This is a genomic window from Arthrobacter sp. NEB 688 (assembly GCF_013201035.1).
Lineage (GTDB): Bacteria > Actinomycetota > Actinomycetes > Actinomycetales > Dermatophilaceae > Phycicoccus.
Genome location: NZ_CP053707.1, coordinates 1,803,104 through 1,825,115, shown reverse-complemented (window position 1 = coordinate 1,825,115; position 22,012 = coordinate 1,803,104). Strand labels below are relative to the sequence as shown.

The window sequence follows — 22,012 nt, the reverse complement described above, 5'->3', positions numbered from 1 at the left end:
GCACGGCGTCCGCCGTCTGCCATGCTGTGCGGACGTGTTGCACGATGAGCGCCGGGTTGCGCGATACGCACCACCGGCGTGACGGAAGGACCACCCCATGGCCGCTCTCCCCGCCTCCGCGCGCTGCGTCGTCATCGGCGCCGGCATCGTCGGGAACTCGCTCGTCCACCACCTCGCCGAGCTCGGGTGGACCGACATCGTCCAGCTCGACAAGGGGCCGCTGCCCAACCCCGGCGGCTCCACCGGCCACGCGAGCAACTTCATCTTCCCGGTCGACCACTCGCGCGAGTTCGCCGACATCACGCTCGACTCGATGCGCCAGTACAAGGAGCTCGGGGTCTTCACCGAGTCCGGCGGCTTCGAGGTCGCGCGCACCGAGGAGCGGATGGAGGAGCTGCGCCGGCGGATGAGCAGCGCCAAGGCGTGGGGCATCCCCGCCGAGCTCGTCACCCCCGAGCAGGTCGCCGAGAAGGTGCCCTTCCTCGACAAGGACGTCATCATCGGCGCCGCGTGGTTCCCCACCGTCGGCGTCGTCGACAGCCTGCGCGCCGGCACGATCATGCGCGAGCGCGCGCTCGAGCGCGGCGCCCTGACGACCGTCCCCAACGTCGAGGTGACGGGGATGGAGGTCGTCGACGGCCGCATCCGCGCGGTCGAGACCAACCAGGGCCGCATCGAGGCCGAGACCGTCGTCATCGCCTGCGGCGTGTGGAGCCCGAAGATCGCCCGGATGGCCGGCGCGCACATCCCGCTGACCCCCGCCGTGCACCAGATGATCTCGGTCGGGCCGTGCGAGGTGCTCGCCGAGAAGCCGGGCGAGATCAGCTACCCGATCGTGCGCGACATGGACACGTTCTGCTACGAGCGCCAGCACGGCTCCGACATGGAGGTCGGCTCCTACGCCCACCGGGCGATCCTCTGGGACCCCGAGGACATCCCCTCGATCGAGCAGAGCAAGCTCTCCCCCACCGAGATGCCGTTCACCGAGGACGACTTCGACCCGCAGCTCGAGCAGGCGCTCGAGCTCATGCCCGAGCTGCTCGGCGACGAGCGGGCCGAGATCCGCTACGCCATCAACGGCCTCCTCTCGCTGACGCCCGACGGCTACCCGGTCCTCGGCGAGACGCCCGAGGTGAAGGGCCTCTGGTCGGCCGCCGCCGTCTGGATCAAGGAGGGCCCCGGCACGGCCCGGGCCGTCGCCGAGTGGATGACCCACGGCAACCCCGAGATCGACTTGGGGCACAGCGACATCGCGCGCTTCCACCCGCACCAGAAGACGCGGGCGCACGTCAAGGCGCGCACGTCCGAGTCGTTCATCAAGACCTACGGCATCGTCCACCCAGCCGAGCAGTACGGCAGCAACCGCGACGTCCGCCTCGCCCCGATGCACGCCTCGCAGCAGGAGCTCGGCGCCGTCTTCTACGAGACCGCCGGCTGGGAGCGCCCGCACTGGTACACCTCGAACGCCGGCCTCGTCGAGAAGTTCGGCCCCGAGCAGACGATGCCGCGCGAGCACGAGTGGGACGCCCGCTGGTGGAGCCCGATCATCAACGCCGAGCACCTCCAGATGCGCGAGGCCGCCGGGCTCGTCGACCTCTCGGCGTTCGCGATCTTCGACGTCGTCGGGCCCCGCGCGCTCGAGGCCGTGCAGCGGATCATCGTGGCGCAGGCCGACGTCCGCATCGGGCGGGTCGTCTACACGCCGGTGCTCGACGAGCGCGGCGGCTTCCGCTCCGACCTCACGGTGATGCGCCTGGCCCACGACCGCTTCCGGGTCGTCACCGGCGGCGCGCACGGCATGGCGGACAAGAAGTGGTTCTCCGACCGGATGCCCGACGACGGCGGCGCGGTCGTCGTCGACCTCACCTCGAGCTGGACGACCATCGGCCTGTGGGGCCCGAAGGCGCTCGAGATCCTCTCCGGCCTCACCGACACCGACGTCTCCCCCGGCGCCTTCGCCTTCGGCACATGCCGCGAGATCGAGGTCGGCACCCTGTCGGTGCTCGCCTCGCGCATCTCCTACGTCGGTGAGTTCGGGTGGGAGCTCTACGTGCCCCTCGAGGCGGGAGCCGCCCTGTGGCGCAGGCTCCTCGACGCCGGCACGCCGCTCGGGATGGTGCCCGTCGGCATCGGCGTCTACGGCACGACCGGCCGGATCGAGAAGGGCTACCGCGCGTACGGGTACGAGCTCGACACCGAGCGCACGCTGATGGAGACCGGCATGTCCCGGGCGAAGTGGAAGGAGCAGGACTTCATCGGCAAGGACGCCGTCGTCGCGCAGGCCGACCAGGCCCCGAAGACCGTCCTGTGCTCGCTCACCGTCGACGACCACACCTCGGCCTCCGGGGTGAAGCGGTACATGCTCGGGGGCGAGCCGGTCCTCACCCGGGACGGCGGCACGCTGACCGACGGCCACGGCCGCCACCCGTACGTGACGACCGCCGGCTCCGCGCCGAGCCTCGGCAAGCACGTGCTCATGGCCTTCCTCCCGCCGGAGGTCGCCACCGTGGGGACGGAGCTGGCGGTGTCGTACATGGAGGAGCTCTACCCGGTCACCGTGGCCGCCGCCGACGCGACGCCGCTGTTCGACCCGGACAACCTGCGGATCCGGGGGCGGGCGTGACCAACGTCCTCGTCTGCGTCAAGCGCGTCCCCGACCCGACCGGCGAGGTCGTCCTCACCGCCGACGGGCTGCGCGTCGACGGCCGGTTCGCCGGCTACACGACGAGCGCCCACGAGGAGGCCGCCGTCGCCCTGGCCGTGCAGGTCGCCGAGCCCTCCGGCGGCACCGTGACGGTGCTGTCGGTCGGCTCCGAGGACAGCCTCGAGCAGGTGCGCGCCGGCATCGCCGTCGGCGCCACCGACGGCGTCCTCGTCGAGGCGGACGCCGACCTCCTCGGGCCGGCCGACGTCGCCGAGGCCGTCGCGCAGGCCGTCGGGGCGCGGGCCGACGCGGGGACCACGTACGACCTCGTGCTGCTCGGCAACGACGCCGCCGACACCGGCGACTTCCAGGTCGGCGTGCGGCTGGCCTACCTCCTCGACCGGCCGGTCGTCGCCGGGGTGCAGACGGTCGCCGTCGAGGGCGACGTCGCGACCCTCCACGCCGAGGGACCGGAGGGCACCGAGGTCTACGAGGTCGCGCTGCCCGCGGTCGCCACCGTCCTCGAGGGCGGGGTCGCCCCGAAGTACCCGAGCGTCATGGGGCGGATGCGCGCGAAGAAGGCCGAGGTCGAGCGGATGACGTGGTCGGGCACGCCCGGCGGGTCGGGGCGCGAGGCGCTCTCGGTGCCCGAGGCACCCCCGAGCCAGGTGACCGTCCTCGGCGAGGGGCCGACCGCCGCGCCGGCCCTCGTCGCCGTCCTGCGCGAGCTCAAGGTGGTGCACGCGTGAGCGTCGTCGTCCTCGTCGAGGTCGAGGAGGGACGGGCCTCGCTCGTCTCCCGCGAGACCCTCGCCTTCGCCCGCTCCCTCGGGGCCGGCGACCTGCACGCCGTCGTCGTCGGGGCCGCCCCGGAGGCGGTGCTCGCCGACTGCCGCGAGGCAGGGGTCGCGGTGCTCCACGAGGCGTCCGACCCCGCGCTCGAGCGCTACGCCGCGGCGGCCTGGGCCGCCGTCGTCGAGGCCGCCGGGCGCGCGGCCCGGGCCGACCTCGTCGTGGCCCCCGGCACCGGCCGCGGCAACGAGGTCCTCGCCCACGTCGCCGCCCGCCGCGGGCTGCGGATGGCCGCCAACGTCGTCGCCGTCGAGTCGCTCTCGCCGCTCGTCGTCCAGCGCCAGGTCGTCGGCGGCGCCGCGCTCGAGCGGGCGACCGTGCCCAGCCGGGTCCGGCTGCTGTCGATGGCCGGCCACGCCGTCGACCCCACCCCCGCCGACACCCCCGGCGAGGCCCGGGTCCAGCCGCTGGCCGTGGCGCTCGACGCCAAGGACCTGCGCGCCCAGGTGGTCCGGGTCGAGCGGCGCGAGCGGGGCGACAGCTCAGGGCTCGCCGCGGCCAAGGTCGTCGTCGGCGCGGGCCGCGGCGCGGGCGGGCCGGACGGCTTCGCGGCCGTCGACGCCCTCGCGCAGCGGCTCGGCGGGGCGGTCGGCGTCTCGCGCGTCGTCACCTCGCTCGGCTGGCGGCCGCACCACGAGCAGGTCGGCCAGACCGGCTCGCGCATCGCCCCCGACCTCTACCTCGCCTGCGGCATCTCGGGCTCGATCCAGCACTGGGCGGGCTGCGCCTCGAGCCGGACGATCATCGCCGTCAACACCGACGCCGACGCCCCGATGGTGACCAAGGCCGACTACGCGGTCATCGGCGACATGCACGAGGTGCTGCCGGCGGTCCTCGAGGAGCTCGGCTGAGCGGGCGCCGGCCCTCAGTCCTCGAGCGCGGCCCAGTCGGCCTTCTCGGGGGCGGCGGCCTGCCCCTCGGGGCAGTGCGCCCGCAGGTCGCACCAGCCGCACAGCGGCCCGGTGACGGCGGGGAACATCGTGGACTCCGCCCCGTGCCGGGCGAAGTCGGCGTCGGCCCGGCGCGCGTCGCGCATGATCGAGCGCGCCCGCTCGACGTGCCGGCCGATGGACTCGCCGGTGTGCTCGTGCGCGGCGACCGTGCCCGAGGGGACGTGGTGCAGCTCGACGCGGCGCACCGGGCGCCGGAACATCTTCCAGACGGCGGCGGCGTACAGCGCGAGCGGCAGCGAGGTGCGCGCCTCGTCGTCGGTCGAGACCCGGCGCGAGGTCTTGTAGTCGACGACGACCAGCTCGCCGTCGCGGTCGTCGAGCCGGTCGATGCGGCCCTGGACGCGCAGGTCCTCGCTGACGAACGACACCGTGCGCTCGATGCCGACGGGCCGCTGCTGCGGCCCGGAGCGCTCGAGGTAGGCGACGACGGCGTCCTGCATCCGGGCCCGCCAGCGCGCGGACTGGGCGGCGTCGCGGAAGCCGACGTCGATCCAGGCCCTCTCCACGAGGCGGGCCCCGGCCTGCGGGGTGCGCTCGGGCTGGTCCCACCAGTCGCGCAGCGCGTTGTGCACGGCGTTGCCGAGGGAGGTGTGCGCCCGCTGCGCGCGGGCCGGCGGCCGGGGCCGGTCGAGGTAGGCCAGCCGGTAGCGGCGCGGGCAGTCGAGGAAGGTGAGCAGCTTGCTCGGGCTGCCGCCCCACAAGGGCTCGGGCATGCCGGGGAACGCCGCCTGCTGCGGCGTCGCCTGCTCCCCCGTGCCCGTCACGGCACCGACGGTAGCCGGTGCGACCGACGGGCCCGCGGGGCCGTCCCCAGGACCCCGTCCCGGATGACACACTGAGCGCCTCATGGCCATCTCCTCCTTCGACCTGTTCAGCGTCGGCATCGGTCCCTCGAGCTCGCACACCGTCGGCCCGATGCGCGCCGCCCACTCCTTCGCCGCGTCGCTGCGCGAGGACGGGCTGCTCCCCCGCGTCGGCCGGGTCCGGGCCGAGCTCTTCGGCTCGCTCGGCGCCACCGGCCACGGCCACGGCTCGGTCAAGGCCGTGCTCCTCGGCCTCGAGGGCGAGGCGCCCGAGAGCACCGACCCGCGCGCCGCCGAGCACCGCGTCGACGAGGTCCGCGCCGCCCGCACGCTGCACCTCGGCGGTACTCACGACGTGCTCTGCGACCCCGACACCGACGTCGTCCTGCACCGCCGCGCGACCCTGCCCTTCCACTCCAACGGGATGCGCTTCACGGCGTGGGCCTCGGCCGACCCGACCGACGGCGAGGAGCCCCTGCGCACCCGCGAGTACTACTCCGTCGGCGGCGGGTTCGTCCTCGACCAGGACGAGGTCGGGCAGAACGAGATCGTCCCCGACCACACGCCCGTCCGGTACCCCTTCACGACCGGCGACCAGCTGCTCCAGCGCTGCGCCGAGACCGGCCTGCCGGTCAGCGGCGTCATGCTCGCCAACGAGCTGTCGTGGCGCACCGAGGCCGAGGTCCGCTCCGGCCTGCTGCACCTCTGGGCCGTCATGCAGGAGTGCGTCGACAACGGCTGCCGCACCGACGGCGTCCTGCCCGGCGGGCTGCGCGTCCAGCGCCGCGCGCCCCGGCTCGTGCGCCAGCTGCGCCGTGAGCACGCCGGCGACCCGCTCGCCGCGATGGACTGGGTCACCCTCTACGCGCTCGCGGTCAACGAGGAGAACGCCAGCGGCGGGCGCATCGTCACCGCGCCGACGAACGGCGCGGCGGGCATCATCCCGGCGGTGCTGCACTACTACACGCGCTTCGTCCCGGGCGCCGACGACGACGGGGTCGTGCGCTTCCTGCTGACCGCCGCCGCCATCGGCACGCTCTACAAGGAGAACGCCTCGATCTCCGGCGCCGAGGTCGGCTGCCAGGGCGAGGTCGGCTCCGCCTGCTCGATGGCGGCCGGCGCCCTCGCCGAGGTCCTCGGCGGCACCCCCGGCCAGGTCGAGAACGCGGCCGAGATCGGCATCGAGCACAACCTCGGCCTGACCTGCGACCCGGTCGGCGGGCTCGTCCAGATCCCCTGCATCGAGCGCAACGCCGTCGCCTCCGTCAAGGCCATCACGGCCGCCCGGCTCTCGCTGCGCGGCGATGGCCGCTCGGCCGTCGTCTCGCTCGACAAGGCGATCAAGACGATGCGCGACACCGGGCGCGACATGAAGGTCAAGTACAAGGAGACCGCGCGCGGCGGCCTCGCCGTCAACGTCATCGAGTGCTGAGGACCCGCGCCTGACCTGCGGTCCTTGACGGCCGGAGCGCCTCTCCGACAGGCTGGTCCACCCGTCCCCACCCCGACAGTCAGGACGACCATGGCCGACCTGTACCTCGACGGCGCCTGGGTCGGCGCCGCTGCCGGCGGTCGCCGGACCATCGTCTGCCCGGCCGACGGCACGACCGTCGGCGAGGTCGACGAGGCCGACGAGACCGACACCCTCGCGGCGATCGACGCCGCCCGCCGCGCGGCCGACGACGGCCGCTGGCGCGACACCCCGCCCACCGAGCGCGCGGCCGCGCTGGGCCGCATCGCCGACCTCCTCGAGCGCGACACCGACGAGATCGCCCGCGCCGAGGCCCTCGACACCGGCAAGCGGTTCGAGGAGGCGAAGCTCGACGTCGCCGACGTCGTCAGCGTCTTCCGCTTCTACGCCGGCAAGGGCGAGGACGTCGAGCGCGTCCGCGAGGTCGACCCGGGCCAGGAGCACGTGCGCAGCCGGGTCGTGCGCGAGCCGATCGGTGTCTGCTCGCTCATCACCCCGTGGAACTACCCGCTGCTGCAGGCCAGCTGGAAGGTCGCGCCGTGCCTGCTCGCGGGCAGCACGTTCGTCCTCAAGCCGAGCGAGATCACCCCGCACTCGACGATCCTCATGGTGCGCGCGATCGAGGAGGCGGGCGTCCCGGCCGGCGTCGCCAACCTCGTCCTCGGGACCGGCCCGGGGTGCGCCGAGCCGATGTCCACCGACCCGCGCGTCGACCTCGTGTCGTTCACGGGCAGCCTCGCCGTCGGCAAGCACCTCATGAAGCAGGCCGCCGACACCGTCAAGCGCGTCGCCCTCGAGCTCGGGGGCAAGAACCCGAACATCGTCTTCGCCGACGCCGACCGCGAGGCCGCGATCGACAACGCGATGACCGCGGTGTTCCTGCACTCCGGCCAGGTCTGCTCGGCCGGCGCGCGCCTGCTCGTCGAGGAGTCGGTCGCCGAGGAGGTCGTCGACGCGATCGTCGAGCGCGCCGCGGGCATCCGGATGGGGCCGCCGTTCGACGAGGACGCGCAGACCGGCTCGCTGACGAGCGCCCAGCACCTCGAGAAGGTCGAGGCCTACGTCGCGACCGGCCTCGCCGAGGGCGCCCGGCTGCGCTGCGGCGGCGCCCGCCCCGACGACGAGCGCCTCGCGAACGGCTACTACTACCTGCCGACCGTCCTCGACCGGTGCGACGTCGGCATGCACGTCGTCCAGGAGGAGTCCTTCGGGCCGGTGCTCACGGTCGAGACCTTCCGCACCGAGGAGGAGGCCGTCCGGCTCGCCAACGCCACCCGCTACGGCCTCGCCGGCGCCGTGTGGACCGGCGACCCGGAGCGCGCCCGTCGCGTCGCCCGGGCGCTGCGCCTGGGCACGGTGTGGATCAACGACTACCACCCCTACGTCGCCCCCGCCGAGTGGGGCGGGCACAAGCAGTCCGGCATCGGCCGCGAGCTCGGCGAGCTCGGCCTCGAGGAGTACCAGGAGACCAAGCACGTGTGGGAGAACACCGAGCCGGCCCCGACGGGGTGGTTCTCATGAGCATCGCCGACCGCGTCACCGACTCCGCCCGGCGCCTGCGCGACCGGACGACGATGGCCGAGGTCCCCGACCACGTCGACTACGTCGTCGTCGGCGGTGGCAGCGCCGGGTCCGTCCTCGCCAACCGCCTCTCGGCCGACCCCGGCACGAGCGTGCTCGTCCTCGAGGCCGGCCGCAACGACCTCAAGCTCGACCCGTTCATCCACATGCCGGCCGCGCTGCCCTTCCCCATCGGCAGCCGGTTCTACGACTGGAAGTACGAGTCGGAGCCCGAGCCGCACATGAACGGCCGGCGGATCTACCACGCGCGCGGCAAGGTCCTCGGCGGGTCGAGCTCGATCAACGGGATGATCTTCCAGCGCGGCAACCCCAAGGACTACGAGCGCTGGGGCGCCGACCCGGGGATGTCCGACTGGGACTACGCGCACTGCCTGCCGTACTTCAAGCGGATGGAGACCTGCCTCGCCGGCGCCGACACCTGGCGCGGCGGCGACGGGCCCCTCGTCATGGAGCGCGGCCCGGCCACCAACCCGCTGTTCACGGCGTTCTTCGAGGCGACCGTGCAGGCCGGCTACCCCCGCACGAGCGACGTCAACGGCTACCGGCAGGAGGGGTTCGCGCCCTTCGACCGCAACGTCCACCGCGGCCGGCGCCTCTCGGCCGCGCGGGCCTACCTTCACCCGGTCATCGACCGCCCCAACCTGCACGTGCGCACCCTCGCGCTGACGACGAAGGTGCTCTTCGAGGGCACCCGCGCCGTCGGGGTCGAGTACCTCGCCTTCGGGCGGAGGCACACGGTGCGCGCCGGCGAGGTCGTCCTCGCGGGCGGGGCGATCAACACGCCCCAGCTGCTCCAGCTCTCGGGCGTCGGCGACCCCCGGCTGCTGCGGCCGCTCGGCATCGACGTCGTCTCGGGGCTGCGCGGGGTCGGCGAGCACCTCCAGGACCACCTCGAGGTGTACATCCAGCACGCGTGCACGCAGCCGGTGTCCATCGCCCCCGGGCTCGCCTACAGGAACCGCCCGAAGCTGGCCGCCGAGTGGCTCTTCCTGCGCAAGGGCCTCGGCGCGACGAACCACTTCGAGGGCGGCGGCTTCGTCCGCAGCAACGACGACGTCGACTACCCGAACCTCATGTTCCACTTCCTGCCCATCGCCATCCGCTACGACGGCTCGAGCCCGGTCGAGGGCCACGGCTACCAGGTGCACATCGGCCCGATGTACTCCGACGCCCGCGGCTGGCTGCGCATCCGCAGCACCGACCCGCGGATGAAGCCGGCGATGCAGTTCAACTACCTCTCCACCGACCAGGACCGACGCGAGTGGGTCGAGGCGATCCGCGTCTCGCGCGAGATCCTCGCGCAGCCCGCGTTCGCCCCGTACGACGGCGGCGAGATCTCACCCGGCGCGCAGGTCGAGACCGACGAGCAGATCCTCGACTGGGTCCGCGCCGACGCCGAGACCGCCCTCCACCCGAGCTGCACGGCCCGGATGGGCACCGACGACCTCTCGGTGCTCGACCCGACGTCGATGCGCGTCCACGGCACGCAGGGCCTGCGCGTCGTCGACGCCAGCGCGATGCCCTACGTGACCAACGGCAACATCTACGCGCCGGTCGTCATGCTCGCCGAGAAGGCGGCCGACCTCATCACCGGCGCCACGCCGCTGCCGCCGTCCGACGCCCCCTGGTACGACGTGCGCGCCGGGAGCCCCCTGGACCCGCCGACCCCCTGAGCCCCGAGCCACCGGAGGACCCGATGAGCACCGCGACCGACCGACCCACCACCCCGACCGAGCCCGAGCCCGGAGGGTCCGGGACGCCGGGGGTGCTCGGCGGGCCACCGGTGCGGGTGCCCGTGTTCGTCGCCTCGCTCACCGGCGTGCTCCTCGTGGCCCTGTGGGCGCTGCTCGCGCCGACCTCGGCCGAGAGCGCCCTCGGGGCGGTGACGACGTGGGCCACGCAGTGGTTCGGCTGGTTCTACGTGCTCCTCGCGACGGTGGTGCTCGGCTTCGTCGTCTGGCTCGGCCTCTCGCGCTACGGCGGCGTGCGCCTCGGGCCGGACCACTCGCGCCCGGAGTTCTCGACCTTCGCGTGGGCGTCCATGCTGTTCGCCGCCGGCATCGGCACGGACGTGATGTTCTACTCCGTCGTCGAGCCGGCGTCGCACTACATGGCGCCGCCCGCGGGCGGCCCCGCGCCCGAGAGCATCGAGGCGGCCCGGGACGCCACCGTGTGGACCCTCTTCCACTACGGCGTCACCGGGTGGGGCATGTACGCGCTGATGGGCCTGGCCCTCGGCTACTTCTGCTACCGCAAGGGCCTGCCCCTCGCGGTGCGCTCGGCCCTGGCCCCGGTGCTCGGCCGGCGGATCGACGGCCCGCTCGGCCACGCCGTCGACACGGCCGCGGTGCTGGGGACGATCTTCGGCGTCGCGACCTCGCTCGGCATCGGCGTGGTCTTCCTCAACGTCGGCCTCAACGTGCTCTTCGGCGTCCCCGTCGGCACCGGTGCGCAGATCGCGCTCGCGGCCCTCGCCGTGCTCATGGCCGCGGTCTCGGCCACGAGCGGCGTCGACCGCGGCATCCGGTTCCTGTCGCAGCTCAACGTGCTGCTGGCCCTCGGGCTCGCGGGCTGGGTGCTCGTCACCGGCAACACCGCGCTGCTGCTCAACGGCGCCGTCGCCAACGTCGGCGACTTCCTGCGCACCTTCCCCGCGAAGACCCTCGAGACCTTCCCCTTCGTCGACAACGCGACGTGGATGAGCACGTGGACGCTCTTCTTCTGGGCCTGGTGGGTGGCGTGGGCGTCCTTCGTCGGGCTCTTCCTCGCGCGCATCTCGCGCGGCCGGACCATCCGGCAGTTCGTCCTCGGCACCCTCGTCATCCCGTTCGCCTACATCGTCATGTGGATCTCCGTGTTCGGGAACGCCGCCATCGAGCGGATCCGGTCCGGCGACACCGACTTCGCGCAGGCCGCCCAGGACTTCACCGGCGTCGGCTTCTACGACCTGCTCTCGCAGTACCCCGCCGGCAAGGTCGTCATCGCCCTGGCCTTCTTCGTCGGGCTGCTCTTCTACGTCACCTCCGCCGACTCCGGCGCGCTCGTCATGGCCAACCTCACGAGCCGGCTCGGTGACCTGACCGAGGACGCCGCCGGCTGGCTGCGCATCACCTGGGCGGCGGCCACCGGGCTGCTGACCATCGCGATGCTCCTCGTCGGCGGCATCACCGCGCTGCAGTACGCGACGATCATCTTCGGGCTGCCCTTCGCCGTCGTGCTCGTGCTCGTCATGGTCGGGCTCGTGCGCGCCCTGCGCGTGGAGGGTCGTCGGGCGGACAGCCGCGAGCAGAGCGTGTACGGGCTGCTGTCGGCACGGGCCGCGACCACGCGTCGTGAAGACCGCGCGACGTCGTGGCGGGCCCGGGTGGCCCGGGCGACGAACTTCGTCGACCGCCGCGACGCGCTCGGCCACCTGCGCGACGTCGTCGCCCCCGCCCTGGCGGAGGTCGGCGAGGAGCTCTGCCGCCACGAGGTCGAGACGACCTGCGAGGTCGACCTCGAGGGCGAGAGCCCGTCGGTCACCCTGCGCACGCCGACCGCCGAGCCGCCGTTCGTCTACCGCGTCGAGGTCGAGATGGCGCCGGTGCCGACCTACGGCGGCCGGATGGTCCAGCGCCGCGACTCCTACGCCCGCCTCGAGGTGCACCTCGCCGACGGCGGGCAGGGGTACGACGTCATGGGCTGGTCGGCGGCGCAGGTCATCCACGACTGCCTCGACCACTACGAGCGCCACCTGGAGTTCCTGCGCCTCACGCAGCCGAGCGCACCGGCCTGAGCGCCCCCGGCGGCCGGGCGTGGCCGGCGGCGAGGAGCAGCGCGACGCCCGCCGCGGCGAGCCACGGCACGCGCGGGCCGACCCCGAGCAGCGCCCCACCGACCAGGGGCGCGAGCAGCGTGGCGACGCCCCACGAGAGGCCTTGGACGGTCATGACGGCGGCCTCGGCACCGGGCGGCGCCAGCCGGGAGGCGACCGCCTGCTGGGTGCCGACGACGAGGCTGCCGGCGGCGCCCTCGAGCACGGCGCCGGTCAGGAGGGCCGGCACTCCCCCGACCGCCCAGCACGCGAGGGCGGCGGCGAGGAGCGCGTACCCGGCGGCGAGCACCCGGTGCGTCGGGGCCGTGACCTCGACCCGCGCGAGGACGCGGTGGGTCGCGACGGCGGACAGCGCGCCCGCGACGAGGAGCCAGGCGGTCGTCGACGGCGGGTGGCCGGCCCAATCGACCGCCAGCGGGAGGACGAGCACGACGACCATGACCACGGTGGCCGAGACGGTGCACAGCGCCGACCACGCGAGGACGTCGCGGCGCAGCGCGGCCCGCCAGACCCGGGGCACGCGGGCCGGGCGCGGCAGCCGGGGCAGGAGCAGCGCGACGAGGGCCGCCGCGAGGAGGCTGCTCGCGGCGTCGACCGCGAAGAGGGCGCCGACCCCCCAACGCGTGACGAGGGCGGCGAGGACACCGGCGACGACCCCGGCCACCGACAGGCTCGCCCAGAGCAGGGAGAAGCGCGAGGCCCGTCGCTCCGGGGCGACGCCCGCGACGACGGCGGTCTGCGTCGCCGGCTCCACCACCTCGTAGGCCAGGCCGAGGGCGAGGACCCCGGACCCGACGACGAGCAGGGAGTCCCCGACGGCGACGACCGCCTGGGCCAGCCCGGCCGCGGCCAGCCCGGCCACGAGGGCCGCGCGGGCGCCCCACCGTGTCGTGACGACACCGCCGAGCACCCGTGACGGGATGGTCGCGGCGCCGAAGAGCGCGAGGACGAGCGACGCCGTGCCGAGCGGGACCCCCAGGTCGCGGGTGAGGCGAACCCCGAGGAACCCCATCCCCGCCCCGCCCAGGCGGTTGACGACGCGCGCCGCGACGAGGACGGTGATGACTGACGTAGGCTTTTTCAGCAGTGACACACCGTGGAGAGTAGGTACCTTCCGTCATGCGTTTCAACAGTCACGTCGACGCGGTGCTCGACACGACCGTCCGGCTCGTCAACGCGCTGACCCCCGGGACCGACGGAGGCCGCGAGCACCCGGCGCCCGTGGGCGCCGCGCTGCGGGGCGCGGTCGTCGAGGCCGTGCGCTACGACGGCTACGAGCCCCGGCCGTCGGCGCGCGACCTCGCCGCCCTGCTGCCGGAGGTCCACGCGGCGCGCGAGGTCGTCGAGCACCTGGACGCCGGCGACGACGACGCCGCGGCGGCCCTCGTCAACGGCATGCTCCGGCGCACGCGGGCCCACCCCGAGCTCGACCGCTCCCCCGACGGCCGCTGGGCCATCCACTTCCACGGGCCCGACACGACCTTCGCCCGCGGGTGGGCCGCCGGCATCGCCGCCGGGCTCGCGATGGCCATCGGCGGCGACCTCGGCTCCCGGCTCGGGGTGTGCGAGGCGTCGGGCTGCGACCGGGTGTGGGTCGACAGGAGCCGCAACACCCACCGGCGCTTCTGCTCCACCCGCTGCCAGAACCGCGTCAAGGCCGCCGCCCACCGCCGGCGGACCCGCACCGCCTGAGCCCGCGGCAGGGGCGGGTGGCGGCTCACGAGGCGAGGCCGCCGACCGCGCTGAGCGGCCCGGGGTAGGACCGCACGGCCGACGGGGTGGCGACGAACGCCGCGACGAGGGGCAGGTCGACCCGCCGGCAGACGTCGAGGACCATCTCGTGCCAGGTGCGGTCGGCGTCGGTGAGGAGGACCGACCCGTCCCGGCCCCGGGCGAGGACCACGCCACCCAACCCGAGCGGCGCCAGCGCCTCGACGAGGCCGTCACGCAGCTCCCACGGGTCGCGGTGGTCGCCCGTGCCCCCGACGAGGAACGGCGTCCGCAGCCGCAGGTCGGGCTCGAGCAGGAGGAACGCCGCGCACCCGTCGACGCGGTCGGTGTGGCCCACGACGAGGTCGACGACGTCGGCCGCGAGGAGCGGGTCGTCGAGGGGCAGGTCGGGCCAGGTCTCGGGGAGGTCGTCAAAGCTCATGCCGTGAGCGTGGCCGAAACGCGCCCGACCGCCGCGGACTTTTCCACAGGGCTGCCGCCGTAGCGTCGGTCCATGGCCCACGACTCCGTCGACGACGCGCACACCCGACCCTCCGGCACGAGCGACGCGACCGTCGCCGCGCTCGGCAAGCTCTCCGAGGCCCTCGAGGTGGTCGAGGAGGCCCGCGGCCACCTCTACGCCTTCCACCGCCGCTGCGGCACCGCCGACCTCACCCTCGGCGAGGCGGTCGACGCGCTGCGCGACGCCGGCCACCACGAGCTCGCCGACCGCGTCGAGACCGACCTCGTCGGGCGCAACATCCTCGCCGGCCGGTGGTCCTTCCAGGTCGTCGAGGAGTACGACGACGGCTACTACGCCACCTTCCGCGAGCACGAGCGCCGCGCGCGCGAGGAGCTGATGGACGGTCGGCGGCACGTGTTCGAGGCCGAGATGAAGGAGGACCGGCGCACCGCCGGACGCGCCGGGCACGCCGCGACCCCCGAGGACTCCTCGCGCGGCTGAGCCCCGCGGGTGCCACCGGGTATCACCGGCGGCCGGCCGGTGCTCCTGAGTGGCATGAGGACCATCACCCCGGGCATCGCCCGCGCCGTCACCCCGTCGGACTGGACCACGGAGCAGCTCGCGCGCCGCGAGCACGAGCCGCGCCGGCTGCACCTGCCCCGCATCCCGCGGCCGGCGCCCCACCTGCCACACCTGGGCGTCGCGCGGCACCGGACGCCCTGAGCCGCAGGGCAATCCGGACGCTCAGTCGAAGACGACCGTCCGCGTCCCGTTGAGGAGGATGCGCGACTCGCAGTGCCACCGCACGGCCCGCGCGAGCACCCGCGACTCGACCTCCTCGCCGGCGCGCACGAGCGCCTCCGGCGTCATCCGGTGGTCGGCGCGCACGACGTCCTGCTCGATGATCGGCCCCTCGTCGAGGTCCGGCGTCACGTAGTGCGCGGTGGCCCCGACGAGCTTGACCCCCCGCTCGTGCGCCTGGTGGTAGGGCTTCGCGCCCTTGAACGAGGGCAGGAACGAGTGGTGGATGTTGATGACGCGCCCCTGGAGGTCGCGGGCCAGCGAGTCCGAGAGGACCTGCATGTAGCGCGCGAGGACGACGAGGTCGACGTCGTGCTCGGCGACGACCTCGCGCAGCCGCGCCTCGGCCTCGGCCTTGGTGTCGGCGGTCACCGGCACGTGGACGAACGGGATTCCGTAGCTCGCGACGAGCGGCTCGAGGTCGCGGTGGTTGGAGACGACCGCGGGGATCTCGAGGTTGAGCTGCCCGCTGCGCCACCGGAAGAGCAGGTCGTTGAGGCAGTGCCCGAAGCGGCTGACCATGAGCAGCGCCCGGGACGGCGTGTGCGCGTCGCGCAGCGACCACTGCATCCCGAACCGCTCGGCCACGGGGGCCAGCAGCTCCTGCCAGCGCCCGACCCCGTGGTCCTCGCCCGCCACCGACCAGCGGATGCGCAGGAAGAACTGGTCGGTGCGCACGTCGTCGTACTGCTGGCTCTCCTCGATGTTGCCGCCGTGCTCGAAGAGCAGGGTCGTGACGGCCGCGACGATGCCGGGGCGGTCGGGGCAGGACAGGAGCAGCACGTACTCGGGCACGGGTCCACGGTACGGAGGTCCGGCCCGGCGGCGCGTGCGCGTCCGCCGGGCCGGGTGCTCGCCCGTCGGCCGGTCAGCTGCCGGAGGTCGACGGCGCCGCCGACGGGGCGGGAGCCGGCGCGCAGTCCGCACCACCGGTGGGCGGGGTCGGCGCGGCGGGCGCGGTGCCGGCACCGGGGCCGGCGGGGGCAGCGCCGTCCTTCGGCGCGGCGGGAGCGGCACCGTCCTTCGGCGCGGCGGGAGCGGCGCCGTCCTTCGGCGCGGCGGGGGCGGCGCCGTCCTTCGGAGCAGCGGGAGCGGCACCGTCCTTCGGCGGGGTCGGCGCCTCGCCACCGGCCGGCGGGGCCGGCGGCGCCGGCAGCGCGGCGCACCCGCAGTCGCTGCCGGCGGTCGTCCCGGTGCCCCCGTCGGACGGCGCGGTCGTGCCGTCGCCGGTCGTCCCGGAGCCGGTCGTCCCGGATCCGCCGTCCGAGGGCGTCGCCGCGGACGGGGCGGTCGTGCTCGTCGGGGTCGACGGGCCGTCGGCGTACGCCGCGCCCATCCACATCCCGCCGCCGATGAGCGCGGCCGCGGCCACGCCGGCCGCGACGGTGAAGCGGGTGCGGTTCCTGGGGGCGGGCGCCTGCGCGACGGGCGCGGCCGACGACGGCAGCGCGGCCATCTCGTGGGTGTCCCACCACTGCGGGTCACGGTCGGGCTGGTTGCGGTACAGGTTGTCGTCCACGGGGACTCCTCGGTACGGGGCCCACCTCGGTGGTGGGCCGTCGACATCGAGCCTGCGCAGCGATCCTCAAGCGAGCCTCAAGCCGGGGACCGGTCGGCACACATTGAGGAAACCTTGAGGCCGGCGACCCAGACTGGAGCCATGGCCACCGCACGCATCCTGCTCGTCGAGGACGACGACGCCATCCGCGAGGCCGTCGCCGTCGCGCTGCGCGACGAGGGGTACGAGGTCGCGACGCGCCCCGACGGCGACGCGCTGGAGGAGCACCTCGAGGCCTTCCGGCCCGACCTCGTCGTCCTCGACTGGATGCTGCCCGGCCGCGACGGGCCGACCCTCGCACGGGTCGTGCGCCGCTTCGGCGACGTCGGGGTCGTCATGCTCACCGCCCGCGACGGGGTGTCCTCGCGGCTGCGCGGGTTCGACTCCGGCGTCGACGACTACGTGACCAAGCCCTTCGCGATGGCCGAGCTGCTCGCCCGGCTGCGGGCCCTGCTGCGCCGGCTCGGTCGGGTGCCCTCGACCGTCGAGGTGGGTGACCTCGTCGTCGACCTCGACGGCGCGGTCGTCACCCGCGCGGGCCACCGGGTCGAGCTGACCGCCACCGAGCTGCGGCTGCTCGGGTTCCTCGTCGAGAACCGCGGCCGGACGATGTCGACGACGCAGATCCTCACCCAGGTCTGGGGCTACGAGGACGTCGCCGAGAACCTCGTCCAGGTGCACGTCTCGGCCCTGCGCAAGAAGCTGGAGGCGCACGGCGACCGCCTCGTCCACACCGTGCGCGGCATCGGCTACGTGGTGCGGGCGTGAGCGCCCCGCTGCCCGAGCCCCTCGAGCCCTCCCCCGCCCTGCGGACGGGCTCGCTGCGCTGGCGGGTCGTCGCGGCGGTCATGGCGCTGCTCGTCGTCCTGCTGCTCGTCCTGTCCGTCACCGTCGACCGGGTCCTCACCGCGCGCACGCAGGGCCAGCTCGAGCAGCGCCTCCTCGACCGGGTCGCGGTGGCGCAGGCCCTCGCGGACCAGGTGTCGGCGCAGGACCTCGTCGACCGGATCGGTGGCGAGGGCGTGTCGGTGCGGCTGACGACCTCGGACGGGAGCGTGCTGACGGCCGGGCCGCAGGAGGCCGCCCCGTCGTCCGCCCCCACGGCGCCCGCCGGCCCGGGTCCGAAGCCGGGCCCGGCCGCGCGCGACGCGGTCTCGCGCAGCGGCGACGTCTACAGCGTCGAGCGCCGCCTGCCCGTCGGCGAGCTGCTCCTGACGACCGACGCCGGCGGCCTGCAGCAGACCCTCACCCAGGTGCGCTGGGTCCTCGCCCTGTCCTCGCTCGGCGTGCTGCTCGTCGCCGCGCTGCTCGTCGCGCTCCTCACCGGCCGGCTCCTGCGCCCCCTCGACACGATGACGACGACGGCGCGCTCCATCGCGGCCGGCGACCGCGGCCGCCGCCTGCGCCCCGACCGGCCGGGTACCGAGCTCGGCCGGATGGCCGGCGCCTTCGACGAGATGCTCGACGCGGTCGAGGGCGCCGAGGGCCGTGCCGTCGCCGCCGAGGCCCGGGTGCGCGACTTCGTCCTCGAGGCCGCGCACGAGCTGCGGACCCCGCTCGCCGGCGTGCAGGCCTCCGCCGAGGCGCTGCTCCTCGGCCGGCCCGAGCGCGAGGAGCGGGAGCGTCTGCTCGCCGGGGTGGTGCGCGAGTCGCAGCGCGCCGGCCGCCTCGCCGACGACCTGCTCCTCATGGCCCGCATCGACCGCGGCGTCGAGCTCGAGCGGCGCCCGGTCGACCTCCACGGCCTCGCCGAGGACGTCGCCGCCTCCGCGGTGCGGCGCCCGGGCGCCCCGGTCACCGTCGGGACCGCCCACGGGCCCGCGCTCGTCGAGGCCGACCCCGACCGGGTCGTGCAGGTGCTGACCAACCTCGTCGACAACGCCCGCCGCGCGGCCGGCCCCGACGGACGCGTCCACCTCGACGTCGGCCCGGGCGGCCGCGTCGTCGTCGCCGACGACGGCCCCGGGGTGCCGCGCGCGGACCGCGAGCGCATCTTCGAGCGGCTCGTCCGGCTCGACGAGGCGCGCTCCCGCGACCGGGGCGGCGCCGGGCTCGGCCTGCCCATCGCGCGCGGCCTGGCCCGCGCCCACGGCGGGGACCTGCGGCTGCTCGACACCGGCACCGGCGCGGCGTTCGAGCTGACCCTGCCCTGAGGGCGACCTCGGTGGGGGCGGCGCTCAGTGCGCGGCGCCGGCCCCGCGGACGAAGGCGATGACGGCGTCCGCGACCATCTGCACGGCGATGGCCGAGAGCAGCAGGCCGGCGATGCGCGTGAGCAGGACGATGCCGCTGTCCTTGAGCAGGCGCGCCAGCGGCGTCGCGAAGCGGAAGACGACGAAGACCAGGCCGAGCGCCGCGACGAGCGCGGTGGCCACGGCGAGGACGCCCGCCGTGCCGTCGGCGTCCTGCACTGCCAGCATCGTCGCGACGATGGCGCCGGGCCCCGCGAGCAGCGGCGTGCCGAGCGGCACGAGCGCGACGTTCACCCCCGCGTCCGCGTGCTGCTCGGACTCCGACCCGGTGAGGAGCTGGAGCGCGACGATGAGCAGCAGCAGGCCGCCCGAGGCCTGGAGCGCGGGCAGCGAGATGTGCAGGTAGTCGAGGATGCGCTGGCCGAACACCGCGAAGGACGCGATGACGCCGAGCGCGACGAGGCTCGCCCGGCGGGCGGCCGAGACCTTCTGCTCCTTGGTCAGCGGCCCGGTGAGGGCGAGGAAGATCGGGATGGCGCCCGGGGGGTCGAGGATGACGACGAGCGTGACGAACGTCGTCGTGAACGCGGAGACGTCGAACCAGCTCACGGACGGACCACCTCCGCGCCGGTCGCGAGCGCCTCGATCCGCTCGAGCGCCTCGGGGGTCGTCGTGCGCTCGCCGAGCCGGTTCTGCTTGCCGTCGCCGTGGTAGTCGCTGGACCCGGTGACGACGACGCCGAGCGAGCCCGCGAGGTCGACGAGGTGGCGCACCGCGTCGGGGCCGTGGTCGCGGTGGTGGGCCTCGATGCCGGCCATCCCGGCGGCGACCATCTCCTCGAGGAGGGCGTCGTCGACCGTGCCGGCGCGCGTCACCGACAGGGGGTGCGCGACGACGGGCACGCCGCCGGCGGCGCGGACGACCTCGACGGCCGTCACGGGGTCCGGGGCGTAGTGCGAGACGTAGTAGGGGCCGCTGTCGGAGAGCAGGTGGGCGAACGCCTCGTCGCGGTGCGCGACGGCGCCGGCGCGCACGAGGGCGTCGGCGATGTGCGGGCGCCCTGGGGTCGCGCCGTCCTCGACCTCGGCGCGCACCGAGGCGACCGACACGGGCAGCCCGTCGGCGGCCATCCGGTCGACCATCCGGTCCAGGCGGGTCTCGCGGCTGTCGCGCGCCTGCTCGAGCTCGGCGACGAGCGCCGGGTGCGTGGGGTCCGGCAGGTAGGCCAGCAGGTGCACGGAGCGGTGGCCGCGGGCGCACGAGACCTCGATGCCGCGCACGAGCGTGATGCCGAGGTCGCCGGCGGCCCGCGCGGCCTCGTCCCACCCGAGGGTCGTGTCGTGGTCGGTCAGCGCGACCGTCGTGAGGCCGGCCGCCGCCGCGGAGGCCACGACCTGCGCCGGCGGCTGGGTGCCGTCGCTCGCGGTGGAGTGGGTGTGCAGGTCGATCACCCGCCGATGCTATCGGCGAGCGAACACCCCCCGGACCGGGGCAACCTTTCCCCGGGTGCCGCCGTAGAGAGGGTGACACCGAGCACCGGGAGGGTCCATGAGCACACGGATGAGGGCCGAGCGCGACGCCGCGTTCACGGCCTTCGTCGAGCAGGCGTCGCCGTCGCTGCTGCGCACGGCGTGGCTGCTGACCGGCGACCACCACGCGGCCCACGAGCTCGTGCAGGCCGCGCTCGTCAAGACCTACGTCGCGTGGCCACGGGTGCGTCCGGAGGGGGCGCTCGCGTACTCGCGCAAGATCCTCGTCAACGAGCGGACGGACTCCTGGCGCCGGCGCCGCGGCGAGGTCAGCGTCGGCGAGGTGCCCGAGGCGACGACGGCCGCCTCCACGACGAGCGAGGACCGCGACCTCGTCGTCCGGCTCCTCGCCGCCCTGCCCGACCAGCAGCGACGCGTCGTCGTGCTGCGCTACTACACCGACCTCAGCGAGCAGGCCGTCGCCGACCTGCTCGACATCTCGCTCGGCTCCGTCAAGTCCGCCGCCTCACGCGGCCTCGCCACGCTGCGCACCCAGCTCACCACCACCGAGGGAGGCACCCGATGAGCCACGACGTGTTCGAGGACGAGCTGCGCACGCTGCTGCGCGGTGCCACCGACGCCGAGAACCCCGCCTTCCACGACGTCGACACCGCCGAGGTCCTCGGCAGCGGCCGCCGCGTCGTGCGCCGCCGCCGGATGGCCGCGGCCGGCGCCGCGCTGGCCGCCGCCACGGTCGTCGGGATCGGGTCATGGGCTGCCCTCGACGGCTCCTCGGACCGCGCGCTGGAGGTCCCGGCCACCCGCACCAGCGCCCCGGCGACGCGACCGGTGACCGCGCTGCTCGAGCCGTTCTCCGACCTCTCGAGCAGCACCGACGGCCAACCGCTCTCGATCCCCGGGCCGCAGCGGGTCGGCGTGCGCGTCGTGCCCGGCGGCACGCCCGACCTCGAGTACCTCGCGATCGGCGCCGACGGCAGCACGTCGCTGATGGGGGGCTCGAGCCTCGACGGCATCGCGCCCCTCGCATCGACCTCGGGCACCGCCGGGGAGGACTCGCACGTCCTCGTCGGCGTCCTGCCCGAGCAGGCGAAGGAGGTCCAGCTCGTCACGCCGCTGACCGACGAGGGCGGCCACGCCTCGACCTCCGTCCGGGCGCCCCTGGCCGGGACCGGTCGCCAGGCCTTCGCCGTGCGGTTCGAGGTGGCCGGCGACGCCGACACGGTCCGGCACCTCCTCTGGTGGGACGGTCGGGGGACGGTCCACGACGAGACCGGGGCCGTCGTCCCCGCCGTGACGCTCGGCGACGCGGAGCGGACGACCGTCTTCGTGTCCGAGGGCCTCGACCGGATGGGCACCTTCTCGACCGACGGTGGGCAGTCGATGATGGCGCTGGACGGCTCGCGCAACAGCAGCGGCCGCCCGTTCCTCGGCTCCGGCCGGGGCGAGGGCTCGCGGATCGACTACCTGTTCGCCGCCGTCGTGCCCGCCGGGACGACGCCCGGCACCCTCACCCCCACGACGGGCACCGAGGTGACGGACCCGCTGACCGTCGCCCCGGTCCCGGGCACCGACCTCGCGATCCTCTGGACCCGGTACTCCGCGCCGGAGTCGGTCGAGGGGTCGGGCTACCGGAGCATCACGTGGGACGAGGGCGGCCGCACGGTCACCGAGCGGCCCTGAC

General features: G+C 74.8%; 21 protein-coding genes. 14 read left to right on the top strand and 7 right to left on the bottom strand.

What is annotated here, in order from left to right; genetic code table 11:
- Nucleotides 1-97 precede the first annotated feature (97 nt).
- From HL663_RS08635 to HL663_RS08625, 3 genes are read left to right on the top strand one after another with little or no spacing between them, the layout of a single operon-like run.
- Nucleotides 98-2,623, top strand: coding sequence for a GcvT family protein (locus HL663_RS08635; RefSeq protein ID WP_173027953.1), 2,526 nt, complete (start codon nucleotides 98-100; stop codon nucleotides 2,621-2,623).
- On the top strand, nucleotides 2,620-3,393 hold the full coding sequence (locus HL663_RS08630; protein WP_173027952.1) for an electron transfer flavoprotein subunit beta/FixA family protein: 774 nt from the start codon (nucleotides 2,620-2,622) through the stop codon (nucleotides 3,391-3,393). Before HL663_RS08635 ends, HL663_RS08630 begins: the two co-directional genes overlap by 4 nt.
- Complete coding sequence (locus HL663_RS08625; protein WP_173027950.1) at nucleotides 3,390-4,346, top strand: electron transfer flavoprotein subunit alpha/FixB family protein; 957 nt, start codon at nucleotides 3,390-3,392, stop codon at nucleotides 4,344-4,346. Before HL663_RS08630 ends, HL663_RS08625 begins: the two co-directional genes overlap by 4 nt.
- A 14-nt stretch (nucleotides 4,347-4,360) precedes the next feature.
- On the opposite strand, the gene HL663_RS08620 is transcribed toward HL663_RS08625, so the two are convergent.
- Nucleotides 4,361-5,212 (bottom strand): RecB family exonuclease, encoded by an 852-nt coding sequence (locus tag HL663_RS08620; RefSeq protein WP_286176014.1) that lies wholly within the window; start codon nucleotides 5,210-5,212, stop codon nucleotides 4,361-4,363.
- An 82-nt stretch (nucleotides 5,213-5,294) separates the two neighbouring features.
- On the opposite strand from HL663_RS08620, the gene HL663_RS08615 reads away from it, so the two are divergent.
- From HL663_RS08615 to betT, 4 genes are all read left to right on the top strand, one after another.
- Complete coding sequence (locus HL663_RS08615) at nucleotides 5,295-6,683, top strand: L-serine ammonia-lyase (RefSeq protein ID WP_173027948.1); 1,389 nt, start codon at nucleotides 5,295-5,297, stop codon at nucleotides 6,681-6,683.
- 90 nt (nucleotides 6,684-6,773) lie between these two features.
- Nucleotides 6,774-8,243: an aldehyde dehydrogenase family protein gene (locus HL663_RS08610; RefSeq protein WP_173027946.1), complete on the top strand. Its 1,470-nt coding sequence runs from the start codon at nucleotides 6,774-6,776 to the stop codon at nucleotides 8,241-8,243.
- A 53-nt stretch (nucleotides 8,244-8,296) separates the two neighbouring features.
- Nucleotides 8,297-9,976, top strand: coding sequence for a choline dehydrogenase (gene betA / locus HL663_RS08605; RefSeq protein WP_173030076.1), 1,680 nt, complete (start codon nucleotides 8,297-8,299; stop codon nucleotides 9,974-9,976).
- Between the two features lie 23 nt (nucleotides 9,977-9,999).
- Complete coding sequence (gene betT, locus HL663_RS08600) at nucleotides 10,000-12,078, top strand: choline BCCT transporter BetT (protein ID WP_173027944.1); 2,079 nt, start codon at nucleotides 10,000-10,002, stop codon at nucleotides 12,076-12,078.
- Here the strand turns inward: betT and HL663_RS08595 are convergent.
- Nucleotides 12,053-13,210, bottom strand: coding sequence for an MFS transporter (locus tag HL663_RS08595; RefSeq protein ID WP_173027938.1), 1,158 nt, complete (start codon nucleotides 13,208-13,210; stop codon nucleotides 12,053-12,055). The two genes, betT and HL663_RS08595, sit on opposite strands and share 26 nt — an antisense overlap.
- Nucleotides 13,211-13,236: 26 nt before the next feature.
- Between HL663_RS08595 and HL663_RS08590 the strand changes: the two genes are divergently transcribed.
- Nucleotides 13,237-13,809 (top strand): CGNR zinc finger domain-containing protein, encoded by a 573-nt coding sequence (locus HL663_RS08590; RefSeq protein ID WP_173027937.1) that lies wholly within the window; start codon nucleotides 13,237-13,239, stop codon nucleotides 13,807-13,809.
- 25 nt (nucleotides 13,810-13,834) lie between these two features.
- Here HL663_RS08590 and HL663_RS08585 read toward each other — a convergent pair whose 3' ends face one another.
- Complete coding sequence (locus tag HL663_RS08585) at nucleotides 13,835-14,269, bottom strand: hypothetical protein (RefSeq protein WP_173027936.1); 435 nt, start codon at nucleotides 14,267-14,269, stop codon at nucleotides 13,835-13,837.
- Between the two features lie 72 nt (nucleotides 14,270-14,341).
- On the opposite strand from HL663_RS08585, the gene HL663_RS08580 reads away from it, so the two are divergent.
- Together HL663_RS08580 and HL663_RS08575 are read left to right on the top strand one after the other, a co-directional pair.
- Nucleotides 14,342-14,791: a hypothetical protein gene (locus tag HL663_RS08580; RefSeq protein WP_173027935.1), complete on the top strand. Its 450-nt coding sequence runs from the start codon at nucleotides 14,342-14,344 to the stop codon at nucleotides 14,789-14,791.
- A 54-nt stretch (nucleotides 14,792-14,845) separates the two neighbouring features.
- On the top strand, nucleotides 14,846-15,013 hold the full coding sequence (locus HL663_RS08575; protein WP_173027934.1) for a hypothetical protein: 168 nt from the start codon (nucleotides 14,846-14,848) through the stop codon (nucleotides 15,011-15,013).
- 21 nt (nucleotides 15,014-15,034) lie between these two features.
- On the opposite strand, the gene purU is transcribed toward HL663_RS08575, so the two are convergent.
- Both purU and HL663_RS08565 read right to left on the bottom strand, forming a co-directional pair.
- Entirely contained in the window at nucleotides 15,035-15,886 is an 852-nt protein-coding gene (gene purU, locus HL663_RS08570; protein WP_173027933.1) for a formyltetrahydrofolate deformylase, read from the bottom strand.
- A 73-nt stretch (nucleotides 15,887-15,959) separates the two neighbouring features.
- On the bottom strand, nucleotides 15,960-16,610 hold the full coding sequence (locus HL663_RS08565) for a hypothetical protein (protein WP_173027932.1): 651 nt from the start codon (nucleotides 16,608-16,610) through the stop codon (nucleotides 15,960-15,962).
- A gap of 141 nt (nucleotides 16,611-16,751) precedes the next feature.
- On the opposite strand from HL663_RS08565, the gene HL663_RS08560 reads away from it, so the two are divergent.
- Both HL663_RS08560 and HL663_RS08555 read left to right on the top strand, forming a co-directional pair.
- The gene (locus tag HL663_RS08560; RefSeq protein ID WP_173027931.1) at nucleotides 16,752-17,417 is read left to right on the top strand and encodes a response regulator transcription factor; all 666 of its coding nucleotides are present in this window, start codon (nucleotides 16,752-16,754) and stop codon (nucleotides 17,415-17,417) included.
- Nucleotides 17,414-18,802 carry a sensor histidine kinase gene (locus HL663_RS08555; RefSeq protein WP_286176013.1) on the top strand — a complete coding sequence of 463 codons (1,389 nt, stop codon included), beginning with the start codon at nucleotides 17,414-17,416 and terminating at the stop codon, nucleotides 18,800-18,802. The genes HL663_RS08560 and HL663_RS08555 overlap by 4 nt, the downstream gene beginning before the upstream one ends.
- A 24-nt stretch (nucleotides 18,803-18,826) precedes the next feature.
- Here the strand turns inward: HL663_RS08555 and HL663_RS08550 are convergent, their stop codons facing one another.
- Together HL663_RS08550 and HL663_RS08545 are read right to left on the bottom strand one after the other, a co-directional pair.
- On the bottom strand, nucleotides 18,827-19,450 hold the full coding sequence (locus HL663_RS08550; RefSeq protein WP_173027930.1) for a MarC family protein: 624 nt from the start codon (nucleotides 19,448-19,450) through the stop codon (nucleotides 18,827-18,829).
- Nucleotides 19,447-20,292 carry a PHP domain-containing protein gene (locus HL663_RS08545; protein ID WP_173027929.1) on the bottom strand — a complete coding sequence of 282 codons (846 nt, stop codon included), beginning with the start codon at nucleotides 20,290-20,292 and terminating at the stop codon, nucleotides 19,447-19,449. The genes HL663_RS08550 and HL663_RS08545 overlap by 4 nt, the downstream gene beginning before the upstream one ends.
- 97 nt (nucleotides 20,293-20,389) lie before the next feature.
- On the opposite strand from HL663_RS08545, the gene HL663_RS08540 reads away from it, so the two are divergent.
- Together HL663_RS08540 and HL663_RS08535 are read left to right on the top strand one after the other, a co-directional pair.
- A complete protein-coding gene (locus HL663_RS08540; RefSeq protein WP_173027928.1) occupies nucleotides 20,390-20,896 on the top strand; it encodes a SigE family RNA polymerase sigma factor in 507 nt (168 codons plus the stop codon).
- A complete protein-coding gene (locus HL663_RS08535; RefSeq protein WP_173027927.1) occupies nucleotides 20,893-22,011 on the top strand; it encodes a hypothetical protein in 1,119 nt (372 codons plus the stop codon). The genes HL663_RS08540 and HL663_RS08535 overlap by 4 nt, the downstream gene beginning before the upstream one ends.
- The last annotated feature ends 1 nt before the right edge of the window (nucleotide 22,012 follow it).